The organism is Telluria antibiotica (assembly GCF_011682055.1).
Taxonomy (GTDB): domain Bacteria; phylum Pseudomonadota; class Gammaproteobacteria; order Burkholderiales; family Burkholderiaceae_D; genus Telluria; species Telluria antibiotica.
Genome location: NZ_JAAQOM010000015.1, coordinates 161,491 through 182,131, shown reverse-complemented (window position 1 = coordinate 182,131; position 20,641 = coordinate 161,491). Strand labels below are relative to the sequence as shown.

General features: G+C 66.2%; 21 protein-coding genes and 4 tRNA genes. 14 read left to right on the top strand and 11 right to left on the bottom strand.

Annotation, left to right across the window (positions count from 1 at the left end; genetic code table 11):
- Positions 1 to 56: 56 nt before the first annotated feature.
- Together HAV22_RS23385 and cysS are read right to left on the bottom strand one after the other, a co-directional pair.
- A complete protein-coding gene (locus tag HAV22_RS23385; RefSeq protein ID WP_166862278.1) occupies positions 57 to 725 on the bottom strand; it encodes a DNA-3-methyladenine glycosylase family protein in 669 nt (222 codons plus the stop codon).
- Positions 726 to 753: 28 nt separating this feature from the next.
- Positions 754 to 2,151, bottom strand: a complete 1,398-nt coding sequence (gene cysS / locus HAV22_RS23380) for a cysteine--tRNA ligase (protein ID WP_166862275.1) — start codon at positions 2,149 to 2,151, stop codon at positions 754 to 756.
- Between the two features lie 248 nt (positions 2,152 to 2,399).
- Between cysS and HAV22_RS23375 the strand changes: the two genes are divergently transcribed.
- The 8 genes from HAV22_RS23375 (at position 2,400) to HAV22_RS23340 (ending at position 8,435) form a co-directional block, all read left to right on the top strand.
- Positions 2,400 to 3,017 (top strand): peptidylprolyl isomerase, encoded by a 618-nt coding sequence (locus HAV22_RS23375; RefSeq protein WP_166862273.1) that lies wholly within the window; start codon positions 2,400 to 2,402, stop codon positions 3,015 to 3,017.
- Positions 3,018 to 3,098: 81 nt separating this feature from the next.
- Positions 3,099 to 3,593 (top strand): peptidylprolyl isomerase, encoded by a 495-nt coding sequence (locus tag HAV22_RS23370; protein ID WP_166862271.1) that lies wholly within the window; start codon positions 3,099 to 3,101, stop codon positions 3,591 to 3,593.
- A 60-nt stretch (positions 3,594 to 3,653) separates the two neighbouring features.
- Positions 3,654 to 4,445 carry a UDP-2,3-diacylglucosamine diphosphatase gene (locus HAV22_RS23365; RefSeq protein WP_229421385.1) on the top strand — a complete coding sequence of 264 codons (792 nt, stop codon included), beginning with the start codon at positions 3,654 to 3,656 and terminating at the stop codon, positions 4,443 to 4,445.
- Between the two features lie 198 nt (positions 4,446 to 4,643).
- Positions 4,644 to 5,009, top strand: a complete 366-nt coding sequence (locus HAV22_RS23360) for a GntR family transcriptional regulator (protein ID WP_105377564.1) — start codon at positions 4,644 to 4,646, stop codon at positions 5,007 to 5,009.
- Positions 5,006 to 5,875 (top strand): ABC transporter ATP-binding protein, encoded by an 870-nt coding sequence (locus HAV22_RS23355; RefSeq protein WP_166862269.1) that lies wholly within the window; start codon positions 5,006 to 5,008, stop codon positions 5,873 to 5,875. The genes HAV22_RS23360 and HAV22_RS23355 overlap by 4 nt, the downstream gene beginning before the upstream one ends.
- The gene (locus HAV22_RS23350) at positions 5,872 to 6,876 is read left to right on the top strand and encodes a hypothetical protein (protein ID WP_166862267.1); all 1,005 of its coding nucleotides are present in this window, start codon (positions 5,872 to 5,874) and stop codon (positions 6,874 to 6,876) included. Before HAV22_RS23355 ends, HAV22_RS23350 begins: the two co-directional genes overlap by 4 nt.
- Positions 6,877 to 6,879: 3 nt before the next feature.
- Positions 6,880 to 8,031 carry a hypothetical protein gene (locus HAV22_RS30910; RefSeq protein ID WP_208296339.1) on the top strand — a complete coding sequence of 384 codons (1,152 nt, stop codon included), beginning with the start codon at positions 6,880 to 6,882 and terminating at the stop codon, positions 8,029 to 8,031.
- Entirely contained in the window at positions 7,953 to 8,435 is a 483-nt protein-coding gene (locus tag HAV22_RS23340) for a hypothetical protein (protein ID WP_166862265.1), read from the top strand. The genes HAV22_RS30910 and HAV22_RS23340 overlap by 79 nt, the downstream gene beginning before the upstream one ends.
- On the opposite strand, the gene HAV22_RS23335 is transcribed toward HAV22_RS23340, so the two are convergent.
- From HAV22_RS23335 to rnr, 4 genes are all read right to left on the bottom strand, one after another.
- A complete protein-coding gene (locus HAV22_RS23335) occupies positions 8,395 to 9,090 on the bottom strand; it encodes a YceH family protein (protein ID WP_166862263.1) in 696 nt (231 codons plus the stop codon). The genes HAV22_RS23340 and HAV22_RS23335 overlap by 41 nt on opposite strands.
- 37 nt (positions 9,091 to 9,127) lie before the next feature.
- A complete protein-coding gene (gene cysE, locus HAV22_RS23330; protein WP_166862261.1) occupies positions 9,128 to 9,865 on the bottom strand; it encodes a serine O-acetyltransferase in 738 nt (245 codons plus the stop codon).
- Between the two features lie 177 nt (positions 9,866 to 10,042).
- The gene (rlmB, locus tag HAV22_RS23325) at positions 10,043 to 10,789 is read right to left on the bottom strand and encodes a 23S rRNA (guanosine(2251)-2'-O)-methyltransferase RlmB (RefSeq protein ID WP_166862259.1); all 747 of its coding nucleotides are present in this window, start codon (positions 10,787 to 10,789) and stop codon (positions 10,043 to 10,045) included.
- A gap of 3 nt (positions 10,790 to 10,792) precedes the next feature.
- A complete protein-coding gene (gene rnr / locus HAV22_RS23320) occupies positions 10,793 to 13,381 on the bottom strand; it encodes a ribonuclease R (RefSeq protein WP_166862257.1) in 2,589 nt (862 codons plus the stop codon).
- Positions 13,382 to 13,686: 305 nt separating this feature from the next.
- On the opposite strand from rnr, the gene HAV22_RS23315 reads away from it, so the two are divergent.
- From HAV22_RS23315 to HAV22_RS23300, 4 genes are all read left to right on the top strand, one after another.
- A tRNA-Leu gene (locus HAV22_RS23315) sits at positions 13,687 to 13,771 on the top strand.
- A gap of 31 nt (positions 13,772 to 13,802) precedes the next feature.
- A tRNA-Leu gene (locus tag HAV22_RS23310) sits at positions 13,803 to 13,887 on the top strand.
- Between the two features lie 65 nt (positions 13,888 to 13,952).
- Positions 13,953 to 14,037, top strand: a tRNA-Leu gene (locus HAV22_RS23305).
- 32 nt (positions 14,038 to 14,069) lie between these two features.
- A tRNA-Leu gene (locus HAV22_RS23300) sits at positions 14,070 to 14,154 on the top strand.
- A 109-nt stretch (positions 14,155 to 14,263) separates the two neighbouring features.
- On the opposite strand, the gene HAV22_RS23295 is transcribed toward HAV22_RS23300, so the two are convergent.
- Positions 14,264 to 15,037, bottom strand: coding sequence for an alpha/beta hydrolase (locus HAV22_RS23295; protein WP_166862256.1), 774 nt, complete (start codon positions 15,035 to 15,037; stop codon positions 14,264 to 14,266).
- A gap of 40 nt (positions 15,038 to 15,077) precedes the next feature.
- Complete coding sequence (gene cueR / locus HAV22_RS23290) at positions 15,078 to 15,497, bottom strand: Cu(I)-responsive transcriptional regulator (protein WP_166862254.1); 420 nt, start codon at positions 15,495 to 15,497, stop codon at positions 15,078 to 15,080.
- Positions 15,498 to 15,595: 98 nt separating this feature from the next.
- Between cueR and HAV22_RS23285 the strand changes: the two genes are divergently transcribed.
- Together HAV22_RS23285 and phaP are read left to right on the top strand one after the other, a co-directional pair.
- On the top strand, positions 15,596 to 15,799 hold the full coding sequence (locus HAV22_RS23285) for a hypothetical protein (protein WP_166862252.1): 204 nt from the start codon (positions 15,596 to 15,598) through the stop codon (positions 15,797 to 15,799).
- A 67-nt stretch (positions 15,800 to 15,866) separates the two neighbouring features.
- A complete protein-coding gene (gene phaP, locus HAV22_RS23280) occupies positions 15,867 to 16,433 on the top strand; it encodes a TIGR01841 family phasin (protein ID WP_166862250.1) in 567 nt (188 codons plus the stop codon).
- A gap of 21 nt (positions 16,434 to 16,454) precedes the next feature.
- Here phaP and tssA read toward each other — a convergent pair whose 3' ends face one another.
- The 3 genes from tssA to tssE are packed head-to-tail and all read right to left on the bottom strand — an operon-like array spanning position 16,455 to position 20,605.
- Positions 16,455 to 17,441 (bottom strand): type VI secretion system protein TssA, encoded by a 987-nt coding sequence (tssA, locus tag HAV22_RS23275; RefSeq protein ID WP_166862247.1) that lies wholly within the window; start codon positions 17,439 to 17,441, stop codon positions 16,455 to 16,457.
- A 10-nt stretch (positions 17,442 to 17,451) separates the two neighbouring features.
- Positions 17,452 to 20,091, bottom strand: coding sequence for a type VI secretion system ATPase TssH (tssH, locus tag HAV22_RS23270; protein WP_166862245.1), 2,640 nt, complete (start codon positions 20,089 to 20,091; stop codon positions 17,452 to 17,454).
- Between the two features lie 37 nt (positions 20,092 to 20,128).
- Positions 20,129 to 20,605, bottom strand: coding sequence for a type VI secretion system baseplate subunit TssE (gene tssE, locus HAV22_RS23265; RefSeq protein WP_308789234.1), 477 nt, complete (start codon positions 20,603 to 20,605; stop codon positions 20,129 to 20,131).
- Positions 20,606 to 20,641: the final 36 nt, after the last annotated feature.

Sequence of the window (20,641 nt, the reverse complement as noted above, 5' to 3'; positions counted from 1 at the left end):
CTCCGGGTGTGTTCGTGGCCGCGGAAGATCGTCCACGCGGCGGCAAGGGCGCTATTTTATACCGGAACCGGATCCAGGCTACGCCACAAATACCATGTGGCAACGGTGCGCCAGGGTTCCCAGTTCGCCGCCACCTCGCGCGCATCGCTGCGCGAGACGGGTTCGCCGGAAAAATAATTCTGGCTGATACCTTGGATCAGGCCGGAATCGTCCAGGGGCAGGACGTTCGGTCTGAGCAGATTAAATATCAAAAACATCTCGGCTGTCCAGCGCGTGATGCCGCGGATCTGGACCAGCTCGGCGATGACAGCTTCGTCGTCCATCTGCGACCACTGGTCGGCATGGACGCGCTTCGCCTTGAAATGGTCGGCCAGGTCGAGGATGTATTCCGTCTTGCGTTTCGACAGCCCGCAGCCGGCCAGGTCCGCCGCGCCGACCTTGATGACCTGCGACGGCGTCATCTTCGGACACAGCTCGCGCAGCTTCGTCCAGGCGACCTCGGCGGCCTTGACCGTCACCTGCTGGCCGACGATGGAGCGGGCCAACGTGGTGAACGGATCGGGATGGCCGCGCAGGTGCATGTCGCCGAACTGCGGGATCAGCTTGTTCATGATGCGGTCGCGGCGCATGAGCTCGGCCTTCGCCTCCGCCCAGTACGGGGGGACGGAAGGCTGAACGTCCGACGGCGCGGGAACGGCGCCCGTGAGGTCCTTGGAAAGTGCCATGCTCGTGATGGGTCCGGGCGCGCTGGCGTCAGGCGCGGCGCCAGTTGGTGCTGCCGTCCGGCTTGTCTTCAAGCACGACACCGGCCGCCGTCAGCTCGGCGCGGATCGCATCCGCCTCCGCGAAGTTGCGCGCCTTCTTGGCGGCCGCGCGGCGCGCGATGGCATCGAGGATATCGGCTTCGTCCAGGCCGCCCGTACCGGGGCTGCCGGCCTGCAGGAAGGCTTGCGGGCTCCGCTCCAGCAGGCCCAGCACGCCGGCCAGCGCTTTCAGCTGGCGCGCGGCCGCGACCGACTTGCTGCGGTTGACGTCCGACGCCAGGTCGAACAGTTCGGCCACCGCGAGCGGCGTATTGAAATCGTCGTCCATCGCCTCGCGGAAACGCTGCGCGTGCGGCTCGTCCCAGTCGACCTGAACCGGTTCGCTGCCCGCGTCCACCTCGGCCAGCGCCGTGTACAGGCGCGTCAGCGCGCCCTTCGCATCGTCGATGTGCACGTCCGAATAATTCAACGGGCTGCGGTAGTGGGCGCGCAGGATGAAGAAGCGGATGACTTCGGCATCGTATTCCTTCAGCACGTCGCGGATCGTGAAGAAATTGCCCAGCGACTTGGACATCTTCTCGTTATCGACGCGCACGAAGCCGTTATGGATCCAGTAATTGGCCATCGGCGCGCCGAACGCACCTTCCGATTGCGCGATCTCGTTCTCGTGGTGCGGGAACTGCAGGTCGGCGCCGCCGCCGTGGATGTCGAAGTGCTCGCCCAGCATGGCGCACGACATCGCGGAGCACTCGATGTGCCAGCCGGGGCGTCCCTTGCCCCATTTCGAATTCCATTTCGCCTCGTCCGGCTCGGATTCCTTCGCGGCCTTCCACAGCACGAAGTCGAGCGGATCGCGCTTGCCCGTGTTGACGTCCACCCGCTCGCCGGCGCGCAAATCGTCCAGCGACTTGCCGGACAGCTTGCCGTAGCCGGGGAAGTTGCGGACGGCATAGTTCACGTCGCCATCGGCGCCCTGGTAGGCGAGTTCCTTCGCTTCCAGCTTGTCGATGATGGACAGCATCTGCGGCACGTAGTCCGTCGCGCGCGGCGCGACGTCCGGCGGGAGGATGCCCAGCGCGGCCGTGTCCTCGTCCATCGCCTTGATGAAGCGGGTCGTTAGCGCCGTCATAGTTTCGCCATTCTCGACGGCGCGCTTGATGATCTTGTCATCGATGTCCGTGATGTTGCGGACGTACTTGACGTCATAGCCCGACGCCTTCAGCCAACGGTAGATGACGTCGAACGCCATCATCATCCGGCCGTGACCAACGTGGCAGTAGTCGTACACCGTCATCCCGCACACATACATGTTGACCTTGCCGGGTTGAAGGGGAACGAATACCTGCTTGTCACGCGCGAGCGTGTTGTAGATCTTGAGTTGGCTCATCGGATGTTTGCTAGAGGGTTGGAGCATGACGCTCGATGCGCAGCCTTGCGGCGATGCCGGGACGGGGCATACACGTCGGGAGTGTCAGGACCGCGATTTCAGGGAACCTTGTTCTTTTTGATAGAATCGGCAGTCCGTCGCAAAGTATAGCATTGATAAAATCCCGACTGGCCGCATATGCCTTAGGTTTATTTTTCTGCAAAACCCTTGACATCACTTTGCGCTATATCCACCGAGAGGAAGCTACGATGCACGTCCTGAAATCGCCCGGCGCCCCGCTCGCCACCCGGTTCGCCGTCCGGTTCGCCGCCGGCCTGGCCGCGCTGGCACTGTCCGCCGCCGCGTTCGCCGCCGAACCGCAAGTCTCGCTGAAAACGTCGATGGGCGAGATCGTGCTGGAACTGAACCACGACAAGGCGCCGATCGCCGTGGACAACTTCCTCAAGTACGTGAAGTCCGGCTTTTACAAAGGCACGATCTTCCACCGCGTGATCGACGGCTTCATGATCCAGGGCGGCGGCATGGACGCCCAGTTCCACGGCCGCAAGACGAACAAACCGATCAAGAACGAGTCCAACAACGGGCTGTCGAACGAAAAATATTCCGTCGCCATGGCGCGCGAATCGAATCCGGACTCGGCCACCTCCCAGTTCTTCATCAACGTCGTCGACAATCCCGGCCTCGACTATCCGAACATGCAGGGCTCCGGCTATACCGTGTTCGGCAAGGTCGTGAAAGGCCAGGACGTCGTCGACAAGATCAAGGGCGTCGTCGTCGACGACATCCATGGGCTCGAAAACGTGCCCGTGACGCCCGTCGTGATCCAGTCCGCGACCATCCTCAAGGGCGATAAGCTAGTAAAATAGCGAACTCGCAATTCTGGCCCGGCAACCAGCGTCGCTTTGCGCCGGGAGCCGCGGCATCACCAACCATCACAGGACACAAACATGACCACCGTACTCATGACCACCAACAAGGGCAACATCAAGGTCGAACTGGACGCCGACAAGGCACCGAAGACCGTTGCCAACTTCCTGGAATACGTGAACAAGGGTCACTTCGCGAACACCATCTTCCACCGCGTGATCAAGGACTTCATGATTCAGGGCGGCGGTTTCGAGCCGGGCATGAAGCAAAAAGCCGCCGACCAGACGGTCGAGAACGAAGCCAAGAACGGCCTCAAGAACGACAAGTACACGATCGCGATGGCCCGCACGATGGCCCCGCACTCCGCATCGGCCCAGTTCTTCATCAACACGAAGAACAACGACTTCCTGAACTACCCGGGCCAGGACGGCTGGGGCTATGCCGTGTTCGGCAAGGTCGTCGAAGGCCAGGACGTCGTCGACCAGATCAACACGGTCAAGACGGGCCGCGCCGGCATGCACTCGGACGTGCCGAACGACGACGTGATCATCGAGAAAGTCGAAGTCGTCCAGTAATTCCCGAACAGGCAGGCATGACGCGCGGGACGTTCGCCCGGCGGTCGTCCTGGTAACACGATGACCTCACCAGCGATGACTCCTCCCGCGCGCTTGCTCGCACTCTTCATTTCCGACCTGCACCTGCAGGCGTCCCATCCGCGCACGGCCGAGGCGTTCTTCCGCTTCCTGGCCGAACGCGCGGCGCATGCCGAGCGGCTCTATCTGCTCGGCGACATCTTCGAATACTGGGCCGGCGACGACGACGTCGACGACCCGTTCAATCGCAGCGTCGTCGACGCGCTGCGCCGCGTGAGCGACGGCGGCACGGCCGTCTACTGGCTCGGCGGCAACCGCGATTTCCTCGTCGGCACCCGCTTCGCCGAAGTGGCCGGCCTCACGCTGCTGCCGGAACCGCACGTCGCGACGTTCCCGGGCCGCGGGGGCGCCGAGACCCGGGTCGTGCTCGTCCACGGCGACGCCCAGTGCACGGACGACACCAAATACATGGCCTTCCGCGCGCAGGTGCGCGACCCCGCGTGGCAGCAACAATTCCTCGCCATGCCGCTGGCGCAGCGCAAGGCGATCATCGCCGGACTGCGCGAAGGCAGCCGCGCGGCGCACGCGGAAAAATCGTACGAGATCATGGACGTCAACGCGGCCGCCGTCGCGGCGCTGCATGCGGACACCGACACCGACGTCATCATCCACGGCCACACGCACCGCCCTGCCCTGCACGAGACCGGCGGCATGCGGCGCTACGTGCTGCCCGACTGGGAACTCGACGAGGAACCCGTCCGGGGCGGCTGGATCGCCATCGACGAAGACGGACGCATCCTGCGTGTCGACCTCGCCGGCCACGAACTGGCCTGATCCGATCGTTTGACTGCCCGGTCGGGCTCACGTTCCGAACGCTGACCATACCCTGTCAATCCTGTTAGGTCGCCTTGGCATCTTCCGTATTGACTCGGCTCGACTAGGTGTTATACTTCACTACAACACCACAACATCACATCACCAACACGGAGGCAGGCATGACATGGACTGCGCTACGACGAAAGGGGGCCGGCAATGACGATCGGCTGGAATGACAACTCGCCCATTTATCGGCAATTGAAGGACAGGGTGATCGGCATGATGCTCGACGGCGCGTTGAAGGCTGGGGACCCGCTCCCCTCCGTGCGCCAGATCGCGGCGGAATACCAGCTGAATCCGATCACGGTCTCGAAGGCTTACCAGGAACTGGTCGACGACAACTTAGTGGAAAAACGAAGGGGGATCGGTATGTATGTCACGGAAGGCGCGAGCGAAAAACTGCTCGCCAGCGAAAGGGAACGCTTCCTGCGCGAGGAATGGCCGGCGATGCTGGAACGGATCCGCCGCCTTGGCTTGAACGTCGAGCACTTGCTGCGCGAACCGGTCGGAGGCGGGAAATGAGCGCCGTCATCGAAGCGAAAAGCCTGACGAAACGCTACGGCAAGCGCACGGCCGTGAACGGTATCGACTTCACGATCCCCGCCGGCCGCATCGTCGGCCTGATCGGCCCGAACGGCTCGGGCAAGACGACCACGTTGAAGGCCGCGCTGGGCCTGATCCCGTTCGAAGGCCAGTTGTCGGTGCTGGGCCTCGACCCGCGCACGCACCGCGACGAACTGATGCAGGACGTCTGCTTCATCGCCGACGTCGCGATCCTGCCCCGCTGGCTGCGCGTACGCGACGCCATCGACTTCGTGGCCGGCGTGCATCCGCGCTTCAACCGCGAGAAGGCCGAACGCTATCTCGCGAACACGAAGCTGCAGCCGTCGATGAAGGTCAAGGAAATGTCGAAGGGCATGATCGTGCAGCTGCACCTCGCGCTCGTGATGGCCATCGACGCCAAGCTGCTCGTGCTGGACGAGCCAACGCTTGGCCTCGACATCATCTACCGCAAGCAGTTCTACCAGAACCTGCTGGAAGACTATTTTGACGAGCACAAGACGATCGTCATCACGACGCACCAGGTCGAGGAAGTCGAGCACATCCTGACGGACCTGATGTTCATTCGCGACGGCCGCATCGTGCTGGCCGCGTCGATGGAAGAGATCGGCGAGCGCTACATCGAAGTCATGGTGCCGCAAGAAAAACTGAGCGCCGCCAACGCGCTGCAACCGATCGACCGCCGCACCGTCTTCGGCAAGGCCGTGCTGCTGTTCGACGCGGGCCCCGGCGGCGCGTCGCGCCAGCAATTGGCCGCCCTCGGCGAAACCCGCAATCCGAGCGTCGCCGACCTGTTCGTCGCCACGATGAAAGGAACCTACGCATGAACACTAACAAACACACCGACACGATGAAGTGGCTGCTCCGGCGCGAGTTCTGGGAACACAAGGGCTCGATGTTCTGGGCACCGCTGATCGTCGGCGCGGCGCTCGTCGTGCTGATGAGCTGCACGTTTACCTACGGCATCCTGCAGCACGGCATTCCCGCGCACGTGACGATCAATGGGCAGACGCTGCACCATGCCCGCCTGGACCAGATCCTGCCCGAGGAAACGAAGCTGATGGTGGCGAAGATCGCCACCGGCATGTACCTGGGCGCGGGCGCGCCGCTGTTCGCCATCCTGACCGCCGTCGTGTTTTCCTATTGCCTGGGCGCGCTGTACAACGAGCGCCGCGACCGCAGCATCCTGTTCTGGAAATCGCTGCCCGTGTCCGATCCGGTGACGGTGGTGTCGAAGGCCGTCACGGCGATGGTCGTCGCGCCCGCCATCACGCTCGTGCTGGCCATCATCGCCTCGCTGGCCCAGCTCGTCATCGTCGGCCTGGTACTCAGCACGCAGGGGTTGAACCTGTTTCCGTCGCTGCTGGCGTCGTCCGGCCTGTATTTGTCGCCGCTGCGCCTCATCGCCCTGCTGCCCGTGTACGTCGTGTGGGCGCTGCCGACCGTGGGCTGGCTGATGCTCGTGTCGAGCTGGGCGAAATCGAAGCCGTTCATGTGGGCCGTGGGCGTACCAGTCGTCGCGCTCATCGTCATCAAGTGGATCAATGTCGCGCTCGAAAGCTTCTCCGGCCAGACGCTGCTGCTGGCGCATTACGCGGGCGACGTCGTCGCCCGCATCCTGGCCGGCATCGTCCCCGGCATCTGGTTCACGTTCCAGCCCCACCTGCTGGGTGGCATGCCGATGACTGGGAACGGCGTCGACATGAGCGGTGTCGTGTCGCAGTCCTACCTGTCGCTGGCCGGCATCGATGCCTGGATCGGCGTGGCGCTGGGCGTGGCCATGCTGGTCGCCGCAGTGCGCATGCGCCGCTGGCGCGACGAAGGCTGAGCGATGCGCCCGATCCGCGCCAGCCGGCTCCTTGGCCTCGCCCTGCTCGCAGCCGCTGCGGTACACGCCCAGGACGACGTCGCGCCGGGCGCCAACCGCGAAAGCGTCGTGCACGTGAATGCCATCAAGAATCCGGCGATGCATTCGTACCGCGCCATCGCCGCGGGCCTGGACACGTTCGACGACCAGCACGCGCTCGCGCCGTCGGTCCCCCGCCTGCGGTTTGCCGTCCGCACCCGCGGCGGCGCCGTGCTGGCGGGCGACATCCCGACGGCCAGGCTCGCCGGCGACGACTTCACGCTGGCGCTGCCCGTCGGCGCCGACGCGCTGTTCGACGTCCCGCGCAGCCAGCAGGCGTGGGACACGAACGCAGAACTCGTGCTGAGCCGCAAGCGCAGCGAAGTCAGGGTATGGCCGTACGTGCGCACACCCGGCCTGGCCGACAATCAGCGCCGCCTGGGCGACCTGCGGCTCGAATGCAAGGTCTTCGTCACCACCGCGAAGAAGGAGGCGCCGTTCTGGGTCGTCGCGCTGGCGAATACCGTGTTCCTGACGGGCGACTGGTGCAGCTTCTTCAAGGATGCCGACCGCACGTGGTCCGTGAACGTGGAGACGCCGCTCGCCTCCGCCGTGTTGCGCGAAGGCGAACGCACGCTGCCGCTGCGCGTCAAGGGACGCGAGTTCGACCTGCCGCTTTCCGATGCCGGCTGGGGCAACGACGCCGTCGTCGACCTCGTCTTTGCAACGCCGGAACCTGCCGCCACACGAGAAGGAAACGCACCGTGGAGACGATCCGCCCCGCCCTCTCGTTGTGCGCACTGCTGCTGGCGTGCGCCTGGCCGGCCGCGCATGCCGACGAGCCCGTGCCATCGGTGCACGTCACCGGCATCGCGGATCCCGAGATGCGCTCCTATCGCAGCGTCGCCGTCGGCCTCGATGCGTTCGACGCCCACCGCGCGCTGGCGCCGAGCGCCACGTTGCGCTTCCGCATGCGCCACAAGAATGGCCCGCCTGCGAACGCGGCCGATGGCCTGCAGTTGCGGCTCGCGAGCGACGACGGGAATTTTCAGGAACAAGTGCCGATCGACGCCACGGGCCTTCTCACCGTCGCGCGCAGCCAGGCCGCGTACGACGCGGACGCCACGTTCATCCTGAACCAGAAGAACGGCCTGTACACGGGCCATCCCGAGGTGCGCACGGCTGGCCTCGCCGACAACGTCCGCCGGCTGGGCGACCTGCGCCTGGAATGCCGGGTGACCATCGCCATCTTCAAGGAACAGATTCCGTTCCTGTCCAAGGCAACGCTGAACACGTTGATGATGACGTCGGACTGGTGCGCCAAGAAGGAATTCAAGTACGGCGCGCTCGCCCCGCGGCCGGGCGTGAAAGGCGTGCTGCGCGACGGCGAGCGGTTGCGCACCCTGGAAACGCACGGCTGGGACGTTGTGGTGCCGATCGGCGACCCCAGCTGGCCCGACGACGCCCTCGTGCAATTCGACGAGGACGCGCCCGAGACCGTTACTCGAACTGCTGACGGAACGCCGCGAACTGCGCCTTGAGTTCGTCGACTTCACTGCGCAGTGCGGCCACTTCCTGTTCCAGCTGGGCGATACGGGCGCCTGCGGAACCGCCCGTCGAGCCGCCGGCCCCGGCAGAGGCGCCGCCCGCATCCAGCGACGCCACGTCGATCGGACCGCCCAGCAACTGTCCGTAGCGGGGTTCCTTCGTGCCGGGTGCGCGCTCGAGCCGCGCGACGAGCGGCGGATATTTGTCGATCAGGAATTGCAGCACGCTTTCCACCTCGGCCACCGACTTGAAGTCGTGCAGGCGGCCCGTGCGGCCGCGGATCTCGCCCGCCGTCTGCAGGCCGCGCAGCATGAGCACGGCCAGCACGGCCACCTTGTCCTGCTCGAGCGTCCACTTGATGCGCATGCGGTGTTCGTACTTGATCACGCGCGCGCCGGCCTGCGCGATGCCGTTCACGAGCTTGCGCTGCATGAGGCGCTGCAGGGTGTCGTGCACGACGTCCTCGGACATCTGCATCACGGGGTCGCGGCTGGACAGCTGGTTGCAGCCGTTCATCACGGCATTCAGCGACATCGGGTAATTGTCGGGTGTGAGCGCCTCTTTTTCGGCGAGCACGCCGAGGACGCGGATTTCCTGCGGGTCGAGGTCGGATGCCGGGTCGAAGCTGCCCGGGATGTCGTCTTGCATCGGTGATCCTTTGTTCGTTCAGCGCCCGCCGCTCGCTTCAATCGACGAGCCGGTTCAGTTGCGCCTGGTCGAGTTTATCACTCTCGTCCGGCGTATGGCAGCGGATGCCGGCCGCCTTCATCGTCGCGCACATGCGCTCGATCTGCTCGTCCTGCTGGGCCACGTGGTTGATCAGGTTGCGCAGCGCCTTCGACAGCGGGTCGTCGCCGTTCGGGGTGACGCCGTACGCGGCGAACATCTGGGCGCTGCGCGTCTGGTCTTCCTTGCGCACGATGTGCGCGGGATTGCCGACGGCGGTCGCGCCGGCCGGCACGGGCTTCACGACGACAGCGTTCGAGCCGACCTTCGCATATTCGCCGACGGTGAACGCGCCCAGTACCTGCGCGCCGGCACCGACGATCACGCCGCGCTCGAGCGTCGGATGGCGCTTCGTGCCGGCGACGAGCGTCGTGCCGCCCAGGGTGACACCCTGGTAGATCGTGCAATCGTCGCCGACGACGGCCGTCTCGCCGATCACGACCCCGAAGCCGTGGTCGATGAACACGCGCCGGCCGATCGTCGCACCCGGGTGGATTTCGATGCCGGTGAGCACGCGCGCGAAGTACGAGATGAACCTGCCGAACCAGCGGAAGTTCGCGCGCCAGCAAGCGTGAGCCCAGCGGTGCATCACGACGGCATGGAGGCCCGGGTAACAGGTGAGCACTTCCCATGCGTTGCGGGCCGCAGGGTCGCGTTCAATGATGCTCCGGATATCTTCGCGCAGATTGGAAAACATAGTTGTGGACATAGGCAATGAAACAGCATGGTAGCCTATCCGCGCCGTACTTGCTTATGAGGGAATCGAATTTGGAGGAGGCGGTACGGTCGTGCTTGGTGGGCTCGGGGAGCCCCCCCTACGACAGTGCGGCAAATCGTAGGGTGGGCACCCGGTGCCCACCTTCGGAACCAAAAATTACTGCGGTTCGCGCGCCAGGCGCTGCCGGCGCGCCTCGTACAGGCAGACGCCCGAGGCCACGGAGACGTTCAGGCTCTCGACGGAGCCGAACATGGGAATCGAAACGAGCAGATCGCACGTCTCGCGGGTCAGCCGGCGCATGCCCTCGCCTTCCGAACCCATCACGAGCGCCGTCGGGCCCGTGAAATCGCCTTCGTACAGGCCCTTGTCGGCGTCGTCGGACGTACCGATCAGCCAGATGCCCCGCTCCTTCAGGTCGCGCATCGTGCGCGCGAGGTTCGTCACGGTGATGTAGGGCACGGTCTCGGCGGCGCCGCTCGCCACCTTGGCCGCCGTCGCGTTCAGGCCGACGGAACGGTCCTTCGGAGCGATCACGGCGTGCGCGCCGACGCCGTCGGCCACGCGCAGGCAGGCGCCCAGGTTGTGCGGATCGGTGATGCCGTCCAGGATCAGCAGCAACGGCGGGCCTTCCACCGCATCCAGCAACTCATCCAGGTTACGCGCCAGCGACAGCTGGCTGGCGAACGCGATCACGCCCTGGTGGCGGCGGGTGCCGACGATCTTGTCGAGGCGCTCGGCATCGACCGGCAGCACGCGCACGCCGGCCGATTTCGCGTTCGCGATCAGGTCCTGCATGCGGCGGTCCTGGCGGCCGGCATCGACGAAGATCTCTTCCACGCTGGCGGCCTCGTGACGCAAGCGCGAGGTGACGGCGTGGAAGCCAAAAATCATTTTATTTTTCATGCGTTACTTCTTCTTCCTTGTTTTGGACGCGCTCTTGGTGGAAGCGCTTGTCTTCGCCGCGGTCTTTTTGGCCGCGGTCGGGTTTGCTGCGGATGCGGTGTTGCGGCCGCCGCGGCGGCCGCGCGTGGGCGGCACGAACACGACGTCGTCGTCGCTCTCGTCGGTGGCGCTGAGCGCGGCGGCCGGTTCGGCCGGCGTCACGTGCGCTTCCTGCTGCGACACGGGCACACCGCCGTTCCTGGCTTTGCGGCGGCGCGGCGGCTTCGATTCCCGCGCGTCCAGCGCGGCGGCGCGGGCGCGTTCCAGCGGCGCGGGCACGCTCGCTTCCGCCTTCGGTTGCGCGAGCACGAGGTCGATCTTGCGCGACTCCAGGTCGACGCGGGCCACCTGCACCGTGACGCGGCCCGTCAGCTGGTACACCTGGCCCGTGCGCTCGCCGCGCAGCTCATGGCGGGCCTCGTCGTACTGGAAGTAATCGGTGCCGAGGCCCGTGACGTGCACGAGGCCCTCGACGAACAACTGGTCGAGCTGAACGAAGATGCCGAACGGCGTCACGCCCGAGATCACACCCGTGAATTCGTCGCCCAGGCGATCCTTCATGTAGTAGCACTTGAGCCAGTTCTCGACGTCGCGCGACGCCTCGTCGGCGCGGCGCTCGTTGGCCGAGCAGTGGACGCCGAGCGCGTCCCAGATCGTCAAGTCCTTCGGGTTCTTCTGCTTGCCTTCCGCCTTGTCTTTCGCGGCCTGCTTGCGCACGGCGTTCGACACGGTCGTGTTGAGCCTGGAGAGGTCGATGCCCGTCGGTTCGTACTTCTTGCCCTTCAACACGGCCTTGATGGCGCGGTGCGTCAGCAGGTCGGGATAGCGGCGGATCGGGCTCGTGAAGTGCGCATAGGCTTCGTACGCGAGGCCGAAGTGGCCGACGTTGTCCGGGCTGTAGACGGCCTGCTGCATGGAGCGCAGCAGCATCGTCTGCAGCAAGGTGGCGTCCGGGCGTTCCTTGATGCGCAGCATCAGCTCGGCGTAGTCGCGCGCCTGCGGCGTCGTGCCGCCGCCCAGGTTCAAGCCTACCTGCTTGAGGAAGGTGCGCAGCTGGTTCAGCTTTTCCTCGGTCGGCACCGCGTGGATGCGGAAGGTGCTCGGCTGGTCGTGGCGGATCAGGAAGTCGGCGGCGCAGACGTTGGCGGCCAGCATGCATTCCTCGATCAGGCGGTGCGCGTCGTTGCGGGTGCGCGGCAGGATCTTCTCGATCTTGCCCATCGCATTGCAGACGATATACGTTTCCGTCGTCTCGAAATCGATCGCGCCGCGCTCCTGGCGCGCTTTCAGCAGCGAGCGGAACACCTCGTTCAAGTTCAGCAGATGTGGCACGATGCCGGGACGGCGCCCCGCTTCCGGCCCGCTCGTGTTGCCGAGGATGGCCGCGACCTCGTTGTACGTGAGGCGCGCCGCCGAGTGCATCACGGCCGGGTAGAACTGGTAGGCCGTCACTTCGCCGTCGGTCGTCACGACCATGTCGCACACGAGCGTGAGGCGGTCGACGGCCGGGTTCAGCGAGCACAGGCCGTTGGACAGCTTCTCCGGCAGCATCGGAATCACGCGGCGCGGGAAGTACACGGACGTCGAACGCTCGATCGCGTCGCCGTCCAGTGCATCGTTCGGCTTCACGTAATGGCTGACGTCGGCGATCGCGACGAGCAGGCGGTAGCCCTTCGTGCGGCCGATCTTGACGGGTTCGCAGTAGACGGCGTCGTCGAAGTCGCGCGCATCCTCGCCGTCGATCGTGACGAGCGGGACGTCGCGCAGGTCGACGCGGTCGGCGAGGTCGGCGTCGCGCACCTCGTTCGGCAGCTTGTTCGCCTGCTTGATGGCGGCCGGCGAGAAGATGTGCGGCACGCCGAACTTGCGCACGGCGATCTCGATCTCCATGCCCGGGTCATCCAGTTCGCCCAGCACTTCGACGATCTTGCCGGTGGGCTGGCGGAAGCGCGACGGCTGTTCGACGAGTTCCACGCTGACCACCTGGCCGGCCTTGGCCTTGCCCGGCGCGCCGGACACGAGGATGTCCTGGCCGATGCGCTTGTCTTCCGGCGCGACGACCCACACACCGTTCTCGTTCAGCAGGCGGCCGATGACGTGGGTGTTGGCGCGGTCCGTGACTTCGACGATCGTGCCTTCGGCGCGGCCGCGGCGGTCGGTACCGACGACGCGCGCCAGGACGCGGTCCCCGTGCAGGACCTTCTGCATTTCCTTATCGGGCAGGAACAGGTCTTCGCCGCCCTCGTCCGGGATCACGAAGCCGAAGCCGTCGCGGTGCGCGCTGATGCGGCCCGAGATGAAACTGGAATGGTCCGTGAGCGCGTATTCGCCCGCCGGGTTGGCGCGCAACTGGCCGTCGCGCTCCATCGCATTCAAGCGGCGCGTCAGCACGCCTTCCGCTTCCGGGTTGACTTGCAGGGCTCGGGCCAGGGCGCCGCTGTCGAGCGGACCCCGGGCCTGGCGAAACACGCCGAGGATTTCCTCGCGGCTTGGAATGGTATGAGTTGGGTGCTTCAAATTCGTATTCTTCTTTTCAGTGGTGGCGCCATCCATCTGTCTGACGGCGCGGATCTCGTTACATTGACACGTGGGCAGGCGTAGTGTAACGGAGGACGGCGGGATTCGCCTAACTTCGACAGCGAAGCGTGCCGCGAGTGTCCCGCCCGGAGGCCTTTGACATTTGCCGGCCATCCGCTATACTCTCGGTCTCTTCGGAAACGGCACAGCCAAAAACGAAGGCGCTGCGCAGGCGATGCGCGCCGGGACGAACGAAAGTTGGTCTAGCGCAAAACGGCAAAGCCTGATATCGTAGCGGAATTCGGCGGTAACGTCGAGCAATGCAAGCAAAGCGGTCCAATGCCCACGTGGCGGAATTGGTAGACGCGCATGGTTCAGGTCCATGTGCCGCGAGGTGTGGGGGTTCGAGTCCCTCCGTGGGCACCAGCTGGCGAGCATTGTACAGGTAGTTTTGCATGCCCACGTGGCGGAATTGGTAGACGCGCATGGTTCAGGTCCATGTGCCGCGAGGTGTGGGGGTTCGAGTCCCTCCGTGGGCACCATAGTAGGGTGGGCTCCCTGAGCCCACGCGGAAGTAAGCGTAGTGGTAGCAGTATCGAAGTTGTATGCCCACGTGGCGGAATTGGTAGACGCGCATGGTTCAGGTCCATGTGCCGCGAGGTGTGGGGGTTCGAGTCCCTCCGTGGGCACCAAATGCTACCCTGTTGTACTGAAGTTTTGATTTGCCCACGTGGCGGAATTGGTAGACGCGCATGGTTCAGGTCCATGTGCCGCGAGGTGTGGGGGTTCGAGTCCCTCCGTGGGCACCAAAAGCTACCGGTCGTTAGACCTCCAGAATACTGGCGCAAAACGCCGCAATCCTTGCTCAAGGATTGCGGCGTTTTGCGTTTCAGCGCACCCGTGCGACCGGCGCGGGACTCAGGTGCTGCGCAAGGAAGGCGCCGCGGCTGCGGCATACAGGCGCTGCGTCTCGGACAGCGTCGTGTGCAGGTCGGCGGCGCCGGCCGCGACCAGGACGGGTGCCTTCAGGTCCGCGATGTGCGCGATCGGGTGCAGCGCATCCGGCCGGATGCCCAGGCGCAGCGGGAGCTGCCACAGCAGCAGCGCGGACAATGGCCCGCCCACGGGCCCCAGCCGCATGCGCAGCCGGTTCGCGACGGCGTCCTCGATCGTCGGATACATCGATTCCAGCACGACGGCATCCACCGGCGGACAATCGCGGCACAGCACGAGCGATGCGGCCCCCAGCGACACGCCGATCACCCCGATGCGCCGGGCCGGCGCGCGGCGCCGCAATTCCTGGAGCGCCGCGCGCACGCCAATCGCCTCGCGCAGGCCGAACGTGACGGCGGACGCCGTGCTGGCGCCCTGGCCCGGCAAGTCGATCAGCAGCACGGCATAGCCTTGCGCATGCAGGAAGCGGGCGCGCGCGGCCATGTCGCGGCGGTCGCCGTGGATCCCATGCAGCAGCAATACGGCCCCGTTGCCGCGTCCGGGCAGGAACGAGCCGGCCACGCGCTGGTTCGGGACGGCCTGCAGCAGCACGTCTTCCGCGACTAGCCCCGGCAGCGGCACGGCGTGCGGCGCGACGGCGATCAGCCTCGAGCCGATCATCCAGACGACCACGGCGGCCGCCACCACGATGATGGCGAGCGCGATCAGGCACATGGACAGTGATGGACGGAAAGACATGGCGCCATTACACCGCAACGCCGACATGCGGTCCAGCAACTCAATGCGCGGCGAGGTCGTCCAGGATGGGGCAGTCGGAGCGCGCGTCGCCATGGCACGAGCTGGCCAGTGCCGCGAGCGTGCGTTTCATCGCTTCCAGCTCGGCGATCTTGCGGTCCAGTTCGTCGATGTGTCCGAGCGCCAGGCGGCGCACGTCGGCGCTCGCGCGCCGCTTGTCGCGCCACAGGGCCAGCAGGCCGGCGATCTGGTCCAGCGAAAAGCCCAGCGCGCGGCCCCGATGGATGAATTGCAGGATGCGCACGTCGTCCATGCCGTACTGCCGATACCCCGCCTCCGTGCGGCGCGCCGGCGGCAGCAGGCCAATCGATTCGTAGTGACGCACCATCTTGGCCGTTACGCCGGATGCCCGCGCCGCTTCGCCGATGTTAAAACTAGGGGTTTCCCGTGCCGTCGCATCCATGGTGTGGTCCTCGTCGATGCGGCCAGCATACACCTTCCCACGATGGGAAGCTCAAGCCCGCTTGACTTGGGGCACGAAGCGGTTAAGCTCGACGCACCATGACGAAGTTTATTCTGACCGCATTGGTCATCGCCCTGATCGGCCCCGTCGCGCTGCACGCCGAGCCCGCGCCCTGGTATCACTGGCGCAGCAAGAGCACGGGTGCCCTCGCCTGCTCGCAGACGCCGCTGGGCGCCGGCTGGGCGCGCGCGGACGGGCCCTATCGTGACGCCCGTTGCGAAAAACCGTTGCCTGCTAAATAATTAACATCCGGAACATGAAGGAGTCACCCCAGGTCGCCGCCGTAGTTTCCTAACCGAGGAGAAATCGATGTTCAACAATCCCGAGCAATTCGCATCCGCCACCAAGACGCTGTTCGACCTGCAGATGCAGACCTTCAATGCCCTGGCCAGCAAGGCCGTACAGGGCGTCGAACAAGTCGTGGCGCTGAACCTGGCGACCGCCAAGCAATCGATGGAAAACACGCTGGAGGCCAGCCGCCAGTTCAGCCAGGCGCCGGATCCGAAGGCCGCCATCGACGCCCTCTCCTCGCGCGTGCAGCCGGGCGTGGCGGAAGCCGCGGCCTACGGCGACCAGCTCAAGGTGGTCATCAGCGACATCAAGAAGGAATTCGAGCAGGCTGCCGATACCCACCTCGCCGAAGCGAAAAACACCTTGTCGGCGCTGATCTACGACGTCACGCAGAACGTGAAGCCGGGCCAGGAAAACGCCGTGGAGATCATCAAGGCGGCGATCGAGAACGCGTTCAAGGGCTACGAGCAGGTGACGCAGTCCACGCGCGACGCCATGCGCCGCGTCGAGGAACAGGTGGCGCGCGCGACCGAGCAGCTGAAGGCCGCCCAGTCGCAAATGCCGAAACCGCCGGCCGCGCACTAAGTTCCGCACCAGCTTCCGCGCTCAGGACGGGCGCGCGCCCACGCCCAGCATCTCTTCGATCTGGGCGAACGCCGCATCGTCCTTCACGACCGCGCGCAGCCACACGTGCAGCGGCTGCTCGCCCCAGTGCGCGGCCTTGTCGGCCAGGTAGGCGACGGGGCTGTGCGGCTCCGTGCGCCGAAAGTACTCGGCCACCGCGCGCAGCTGGGCCAGCGCCTGCGCGCGCGACTGCAGCTGTCCCGCCGGCACCGGCGAGTGCACCGGCATCGCGACCACGACGTCGGCTGCAACCGGCACCGGTACGGGCGCTGCGTCCTTCAATGCCGGTTTGACGAACAGGACGAGGCTTTCCAGCCCCGAGCGCGCAGCGCTGAAACTCGGTCCGTCCGCGCCCAGCACGGCGTCGACGCTGTTTTCCAGCCGGTCGATCGCGGCCGCGCAATGCTCGCAATCGCGCATCAGGTTGGCGGCAAACGCCGGCGACGTGCGCTGGCGCACCGCTTCGAGCTTCAACAGCGCATCGCCGCCCTCCATGCGCGCGACGTCGAACTCGCGCAGCGCGTGGCCGTGCGGTCCTTCCGTCAGCGGCACGTCGCGCAGCCACGGCGCGATGCGGGCCGCGAGCCACGCAAGGTTGCCGATCCGGCGCTCGACGCCATCCTCGTCGGGCAGCGGATACAGGCCGTCCCAGTAGCGTTCGCACAGCATCGCGACGAGCAGCAGGCTGTCACCCAGCGCGCGCAGGCCCTCCGTCCGCGCGGCCGCCTCGGCCAGCCAGACGGCCAGCTGCAAATCCTTGCTGCGCGTCTCGATCAGCTGGGCGCACTGGCGCGCGACGAACTTCCAGTCCGCCTCCTTCAAGTCCGTGACCCAGGCGCCCTGCTCCAGCGACGGATCGTCGGCCTGGCGCGCACGCACGATGGCATCGATCTCGCTGGAAAACGCGAGGTCGTCGCCGCAGGGTTTGTCCGCGCTGACGGGCGCGAGCAGCCGGTCCAGGTTCAGCATGGCGGCCTCCTCACGCTGGTTCGACGGCATACTTGATCTTGCCGGCCTTCGTCGCGCCGACCTTTACCCGCCCGATCGCGCTACCTTCCGCCATGCGGGCGAGCACCGCGTCCGCGATCTCGGGCAGCAAGGTGCCGTTCAGGATCGTGTCGACGTTGCGTGCGCCGGAGTCGACCTCCGTACAGCGCGCCAGCACGGCAGCGACGAGCGCGTCGTCGTAGTCGAAGCGGGCCTGGTGGTTTGCGGCGACGCGCCGGCGGATGCGGTCCAGCTTGAGGCGGATGATGTTGGCGAGGACGCCATCGTCGATCGGATAGAACGGCACCACCGTCAGCCGGCCCAGGAACGCGGGCTTGAAATGCTTCATGAGGCTGGGCCGGATCAGTTCCGCCAACGCGTCCGGCGTCGGCCGCTCCTCCGGCGCCTTGTTCAGGCAGGCCTGCATGATCTGGCTCGACGCCGCGTTCGACGTGAGGATGATGATCGTGTTGCGGAAGTCGATCTGGCGCCCTTCCGCGTCGTCCAGCACGCCCTTGTCGAACACCTGGAAGAACAGTTCGAGCACGTCCGCATGCGCCTTCTCGACCTCGTCCAGCAGCACGACGCTGTACGGATTGCGCCGCACGGCTTCCGTCAGAACGCCGCCTTCGCCATAGCCGACATAGCCCGGCGGCGAGCCTTTCAGGCCGGAGACGCTGTGCGCTTCCTGGTACTCGCTCATGTTGATGGTGACGAGTTTCCGTTCGCCGCCGTACAGCAGGTCCGCGAGCGCGAGCGCGGTCTCCGTCTTGCCGACGCCGGACGTGCCGACGAACAGGAACACGCCCTTCGGCTTGTTCGGATCCTCGAGGTTCGCGCGCGCCGTACGCACGCGCTGCGCGACGATGCCGCTGGCGTGGCGCTGGCCCAGGATCCGCTCGTCCAGCAAGCCCTGCAAATTCATCACGGTGCGGATCTCGTCCTTCACCATGCGCCCGAGCGGAATGCCCGTCCACGCGGCGACGATGGCGGCCACCGTCTGGCCATCGACCTGCACGGGCACGAGCGGCGCGTCGCCCTGCAGCGCGTGCAGCCGGGCCACCTTCTCGCGCAACGCCGGGCTGTCGCCCTGCCCCGCTTCCAGGCGCGCGCGCAACGCGTGGATCTCGGCACACAAGGCCTGCTCGGCGTCCCAGCGCGCGCGCAAGGTCACCTGTTCGTCCAGCGCCTGCGCCCGTTCCGCGCGCAGCCCCACCAGCGCGGCCGCGTGATCGGCGCCCGCGCTTTCCTCGCGCACGAGCGCCTGGATGCGCGCATCGAGCCGTTCCACGCGGCGCGTGCAATCCTCCAGCACGGCGGGCGTCGCCTTCTGGCCCAGCGCCACCTTCGCGCACGCCGTATCGAGCACACTGACGGCCTTGTCCGGCAGCTGGCGCCCGCTGATGTAGCGGTGCGACAGGCGCACCGCTTCCACGATCGCCTCGTCGTAGATGCGCACGCCGAAATGCGCTTCCATCAGCGGCGCCATCGCGCGCAGCATGGCGCACGCCGTCTCTTCGCTTGGTTCCTCGACCTTCACCACCTGGAAGCGCCGCGCCAGCGCCGCATCCTTCTCGAAGTATTTCTTGTATTCGCTCCACGTGGTCGCGGCCACCGTGCGCAGCTCGCCCCGCGCCAGCGCGGGCTTCAGCAGGTTGGCGGCATCGTTCTGGCCCGCGGTGCCGCCGGCGCCGATCATCGTGTGCGCCTCGTCGATGAACAGGATGATCGCGTGCAGGCTTTTCTTCACTTCGTCGATCACGTTCTTCAGGCGGTTCTCGAACTCGCCCTTGACGCTGGCGCCGGCCTGAAGCAGGCCCAGGTCGAGCACGTGGATCTCCACACCGCGCAACACGTCCGGGACGTCGCCTTGCGCGATGCGCAGCGCAAGGCCTTCGACGACGGCCGTCTTGCCGACGCCCGCCTCGCCCGTCAGGATCGGGTTGTTCTGGCGGCGGCGCATGAGTATGTCGACCACCTGCCGGATCTCGGCATCGCGCCCGATCACGGGATCGAGCTTGCCCTCGCGCGCGCGCGCCGTGAGGCAGGTCGTGTACTGGTCGAGCGCGGGCGTCTTGCCGGGTGCGGCCGCCTGCAATTCCGTGACGGGATCGGCGCCCGCGACCTGCGCCGCGGGCGCCAGTGCGGGCGTTTCGCCGGAACCCTCCGTCAGCTTGTCGAATTCGTGCTTCAGGCGGTCGACGGGGAAGCCCGCGAAATGGCGCGACGCGCGCTGGGCCAGCTGCGCGAAACCGGGCTCCGTCAGCAGCGCGAGCAGCAAGTGGCCGCTGCGGATGTGCTGCGGTTGCGTCGATGCACCCAGCGACGCGATCAGCCACGCATGCTCGAACAGCACCGGCAGATGGCGCGAGAACACGGGCGTGCGCGCGCTGCCGGACGGCAGGCGCTCCACTTCGCGGCGCAGATCGGCTTCGAGGCCCGTCGTGCTGACGCCGGCCGCGCGTGCCGCCACCACGAGATCGCTCGCGGGCTGCTCCAGCAGCGCGAGGAACAGGTGCTCGATGTCGACTTCATACTGGCCGAGCCCGACGCAGATGCCGGCCGCGCGCGTGGCGGCCGAGCGCGTGACGTCGTTCAGCTTGGCGATCAGGGTCTTCAGGTTGATGTCCATCGTCGGTGTCCTTTGGTGGAATGGCGGCCGCGCCGCGTTACGGACGCGCGGGGCGGCCGGCCTTGCTGATCGCGTAGTTCAGCGAAGACGGCTGCAGCACGGCGTTGAAGTTGACCGGTTCGCGCCCCGGGCCGGCAACGAGCGTCGCATCGATCACGAAGTGAAGGCGGTTCACGCCGCCCTCCTCGGCCACCAGCGCCGCACTGACGTTCTGCAGCCGCGGTTCATGGCGCTCGATTGCATCCTTCAGGCAGGCGCAGATCGCGCTCCGGTCCTCGCTGCTGGACAGGCAGAACGCGGCGAAGTCGGTCAGGCCGTAGTTCAGGATGGAGGCACGCGCCAGCGGATACCCGTCGAACGACGCCGGCGGCATGGCGGCACGGGCGTTCAGCAAGGCTTCCAGGTCGCGCGCGACGTTGTCCTTGAGCTGGTCGATGCCCGCGCGGCCGGGGTGGACTTGCTGCCCCATCAGGCGGTCGAGCAGGCCGGGCGAATAGGCTTTCATCGGTGGCATGCGGCGTCGGTAAAAAAGACCGCGGCCCGGAGGCCG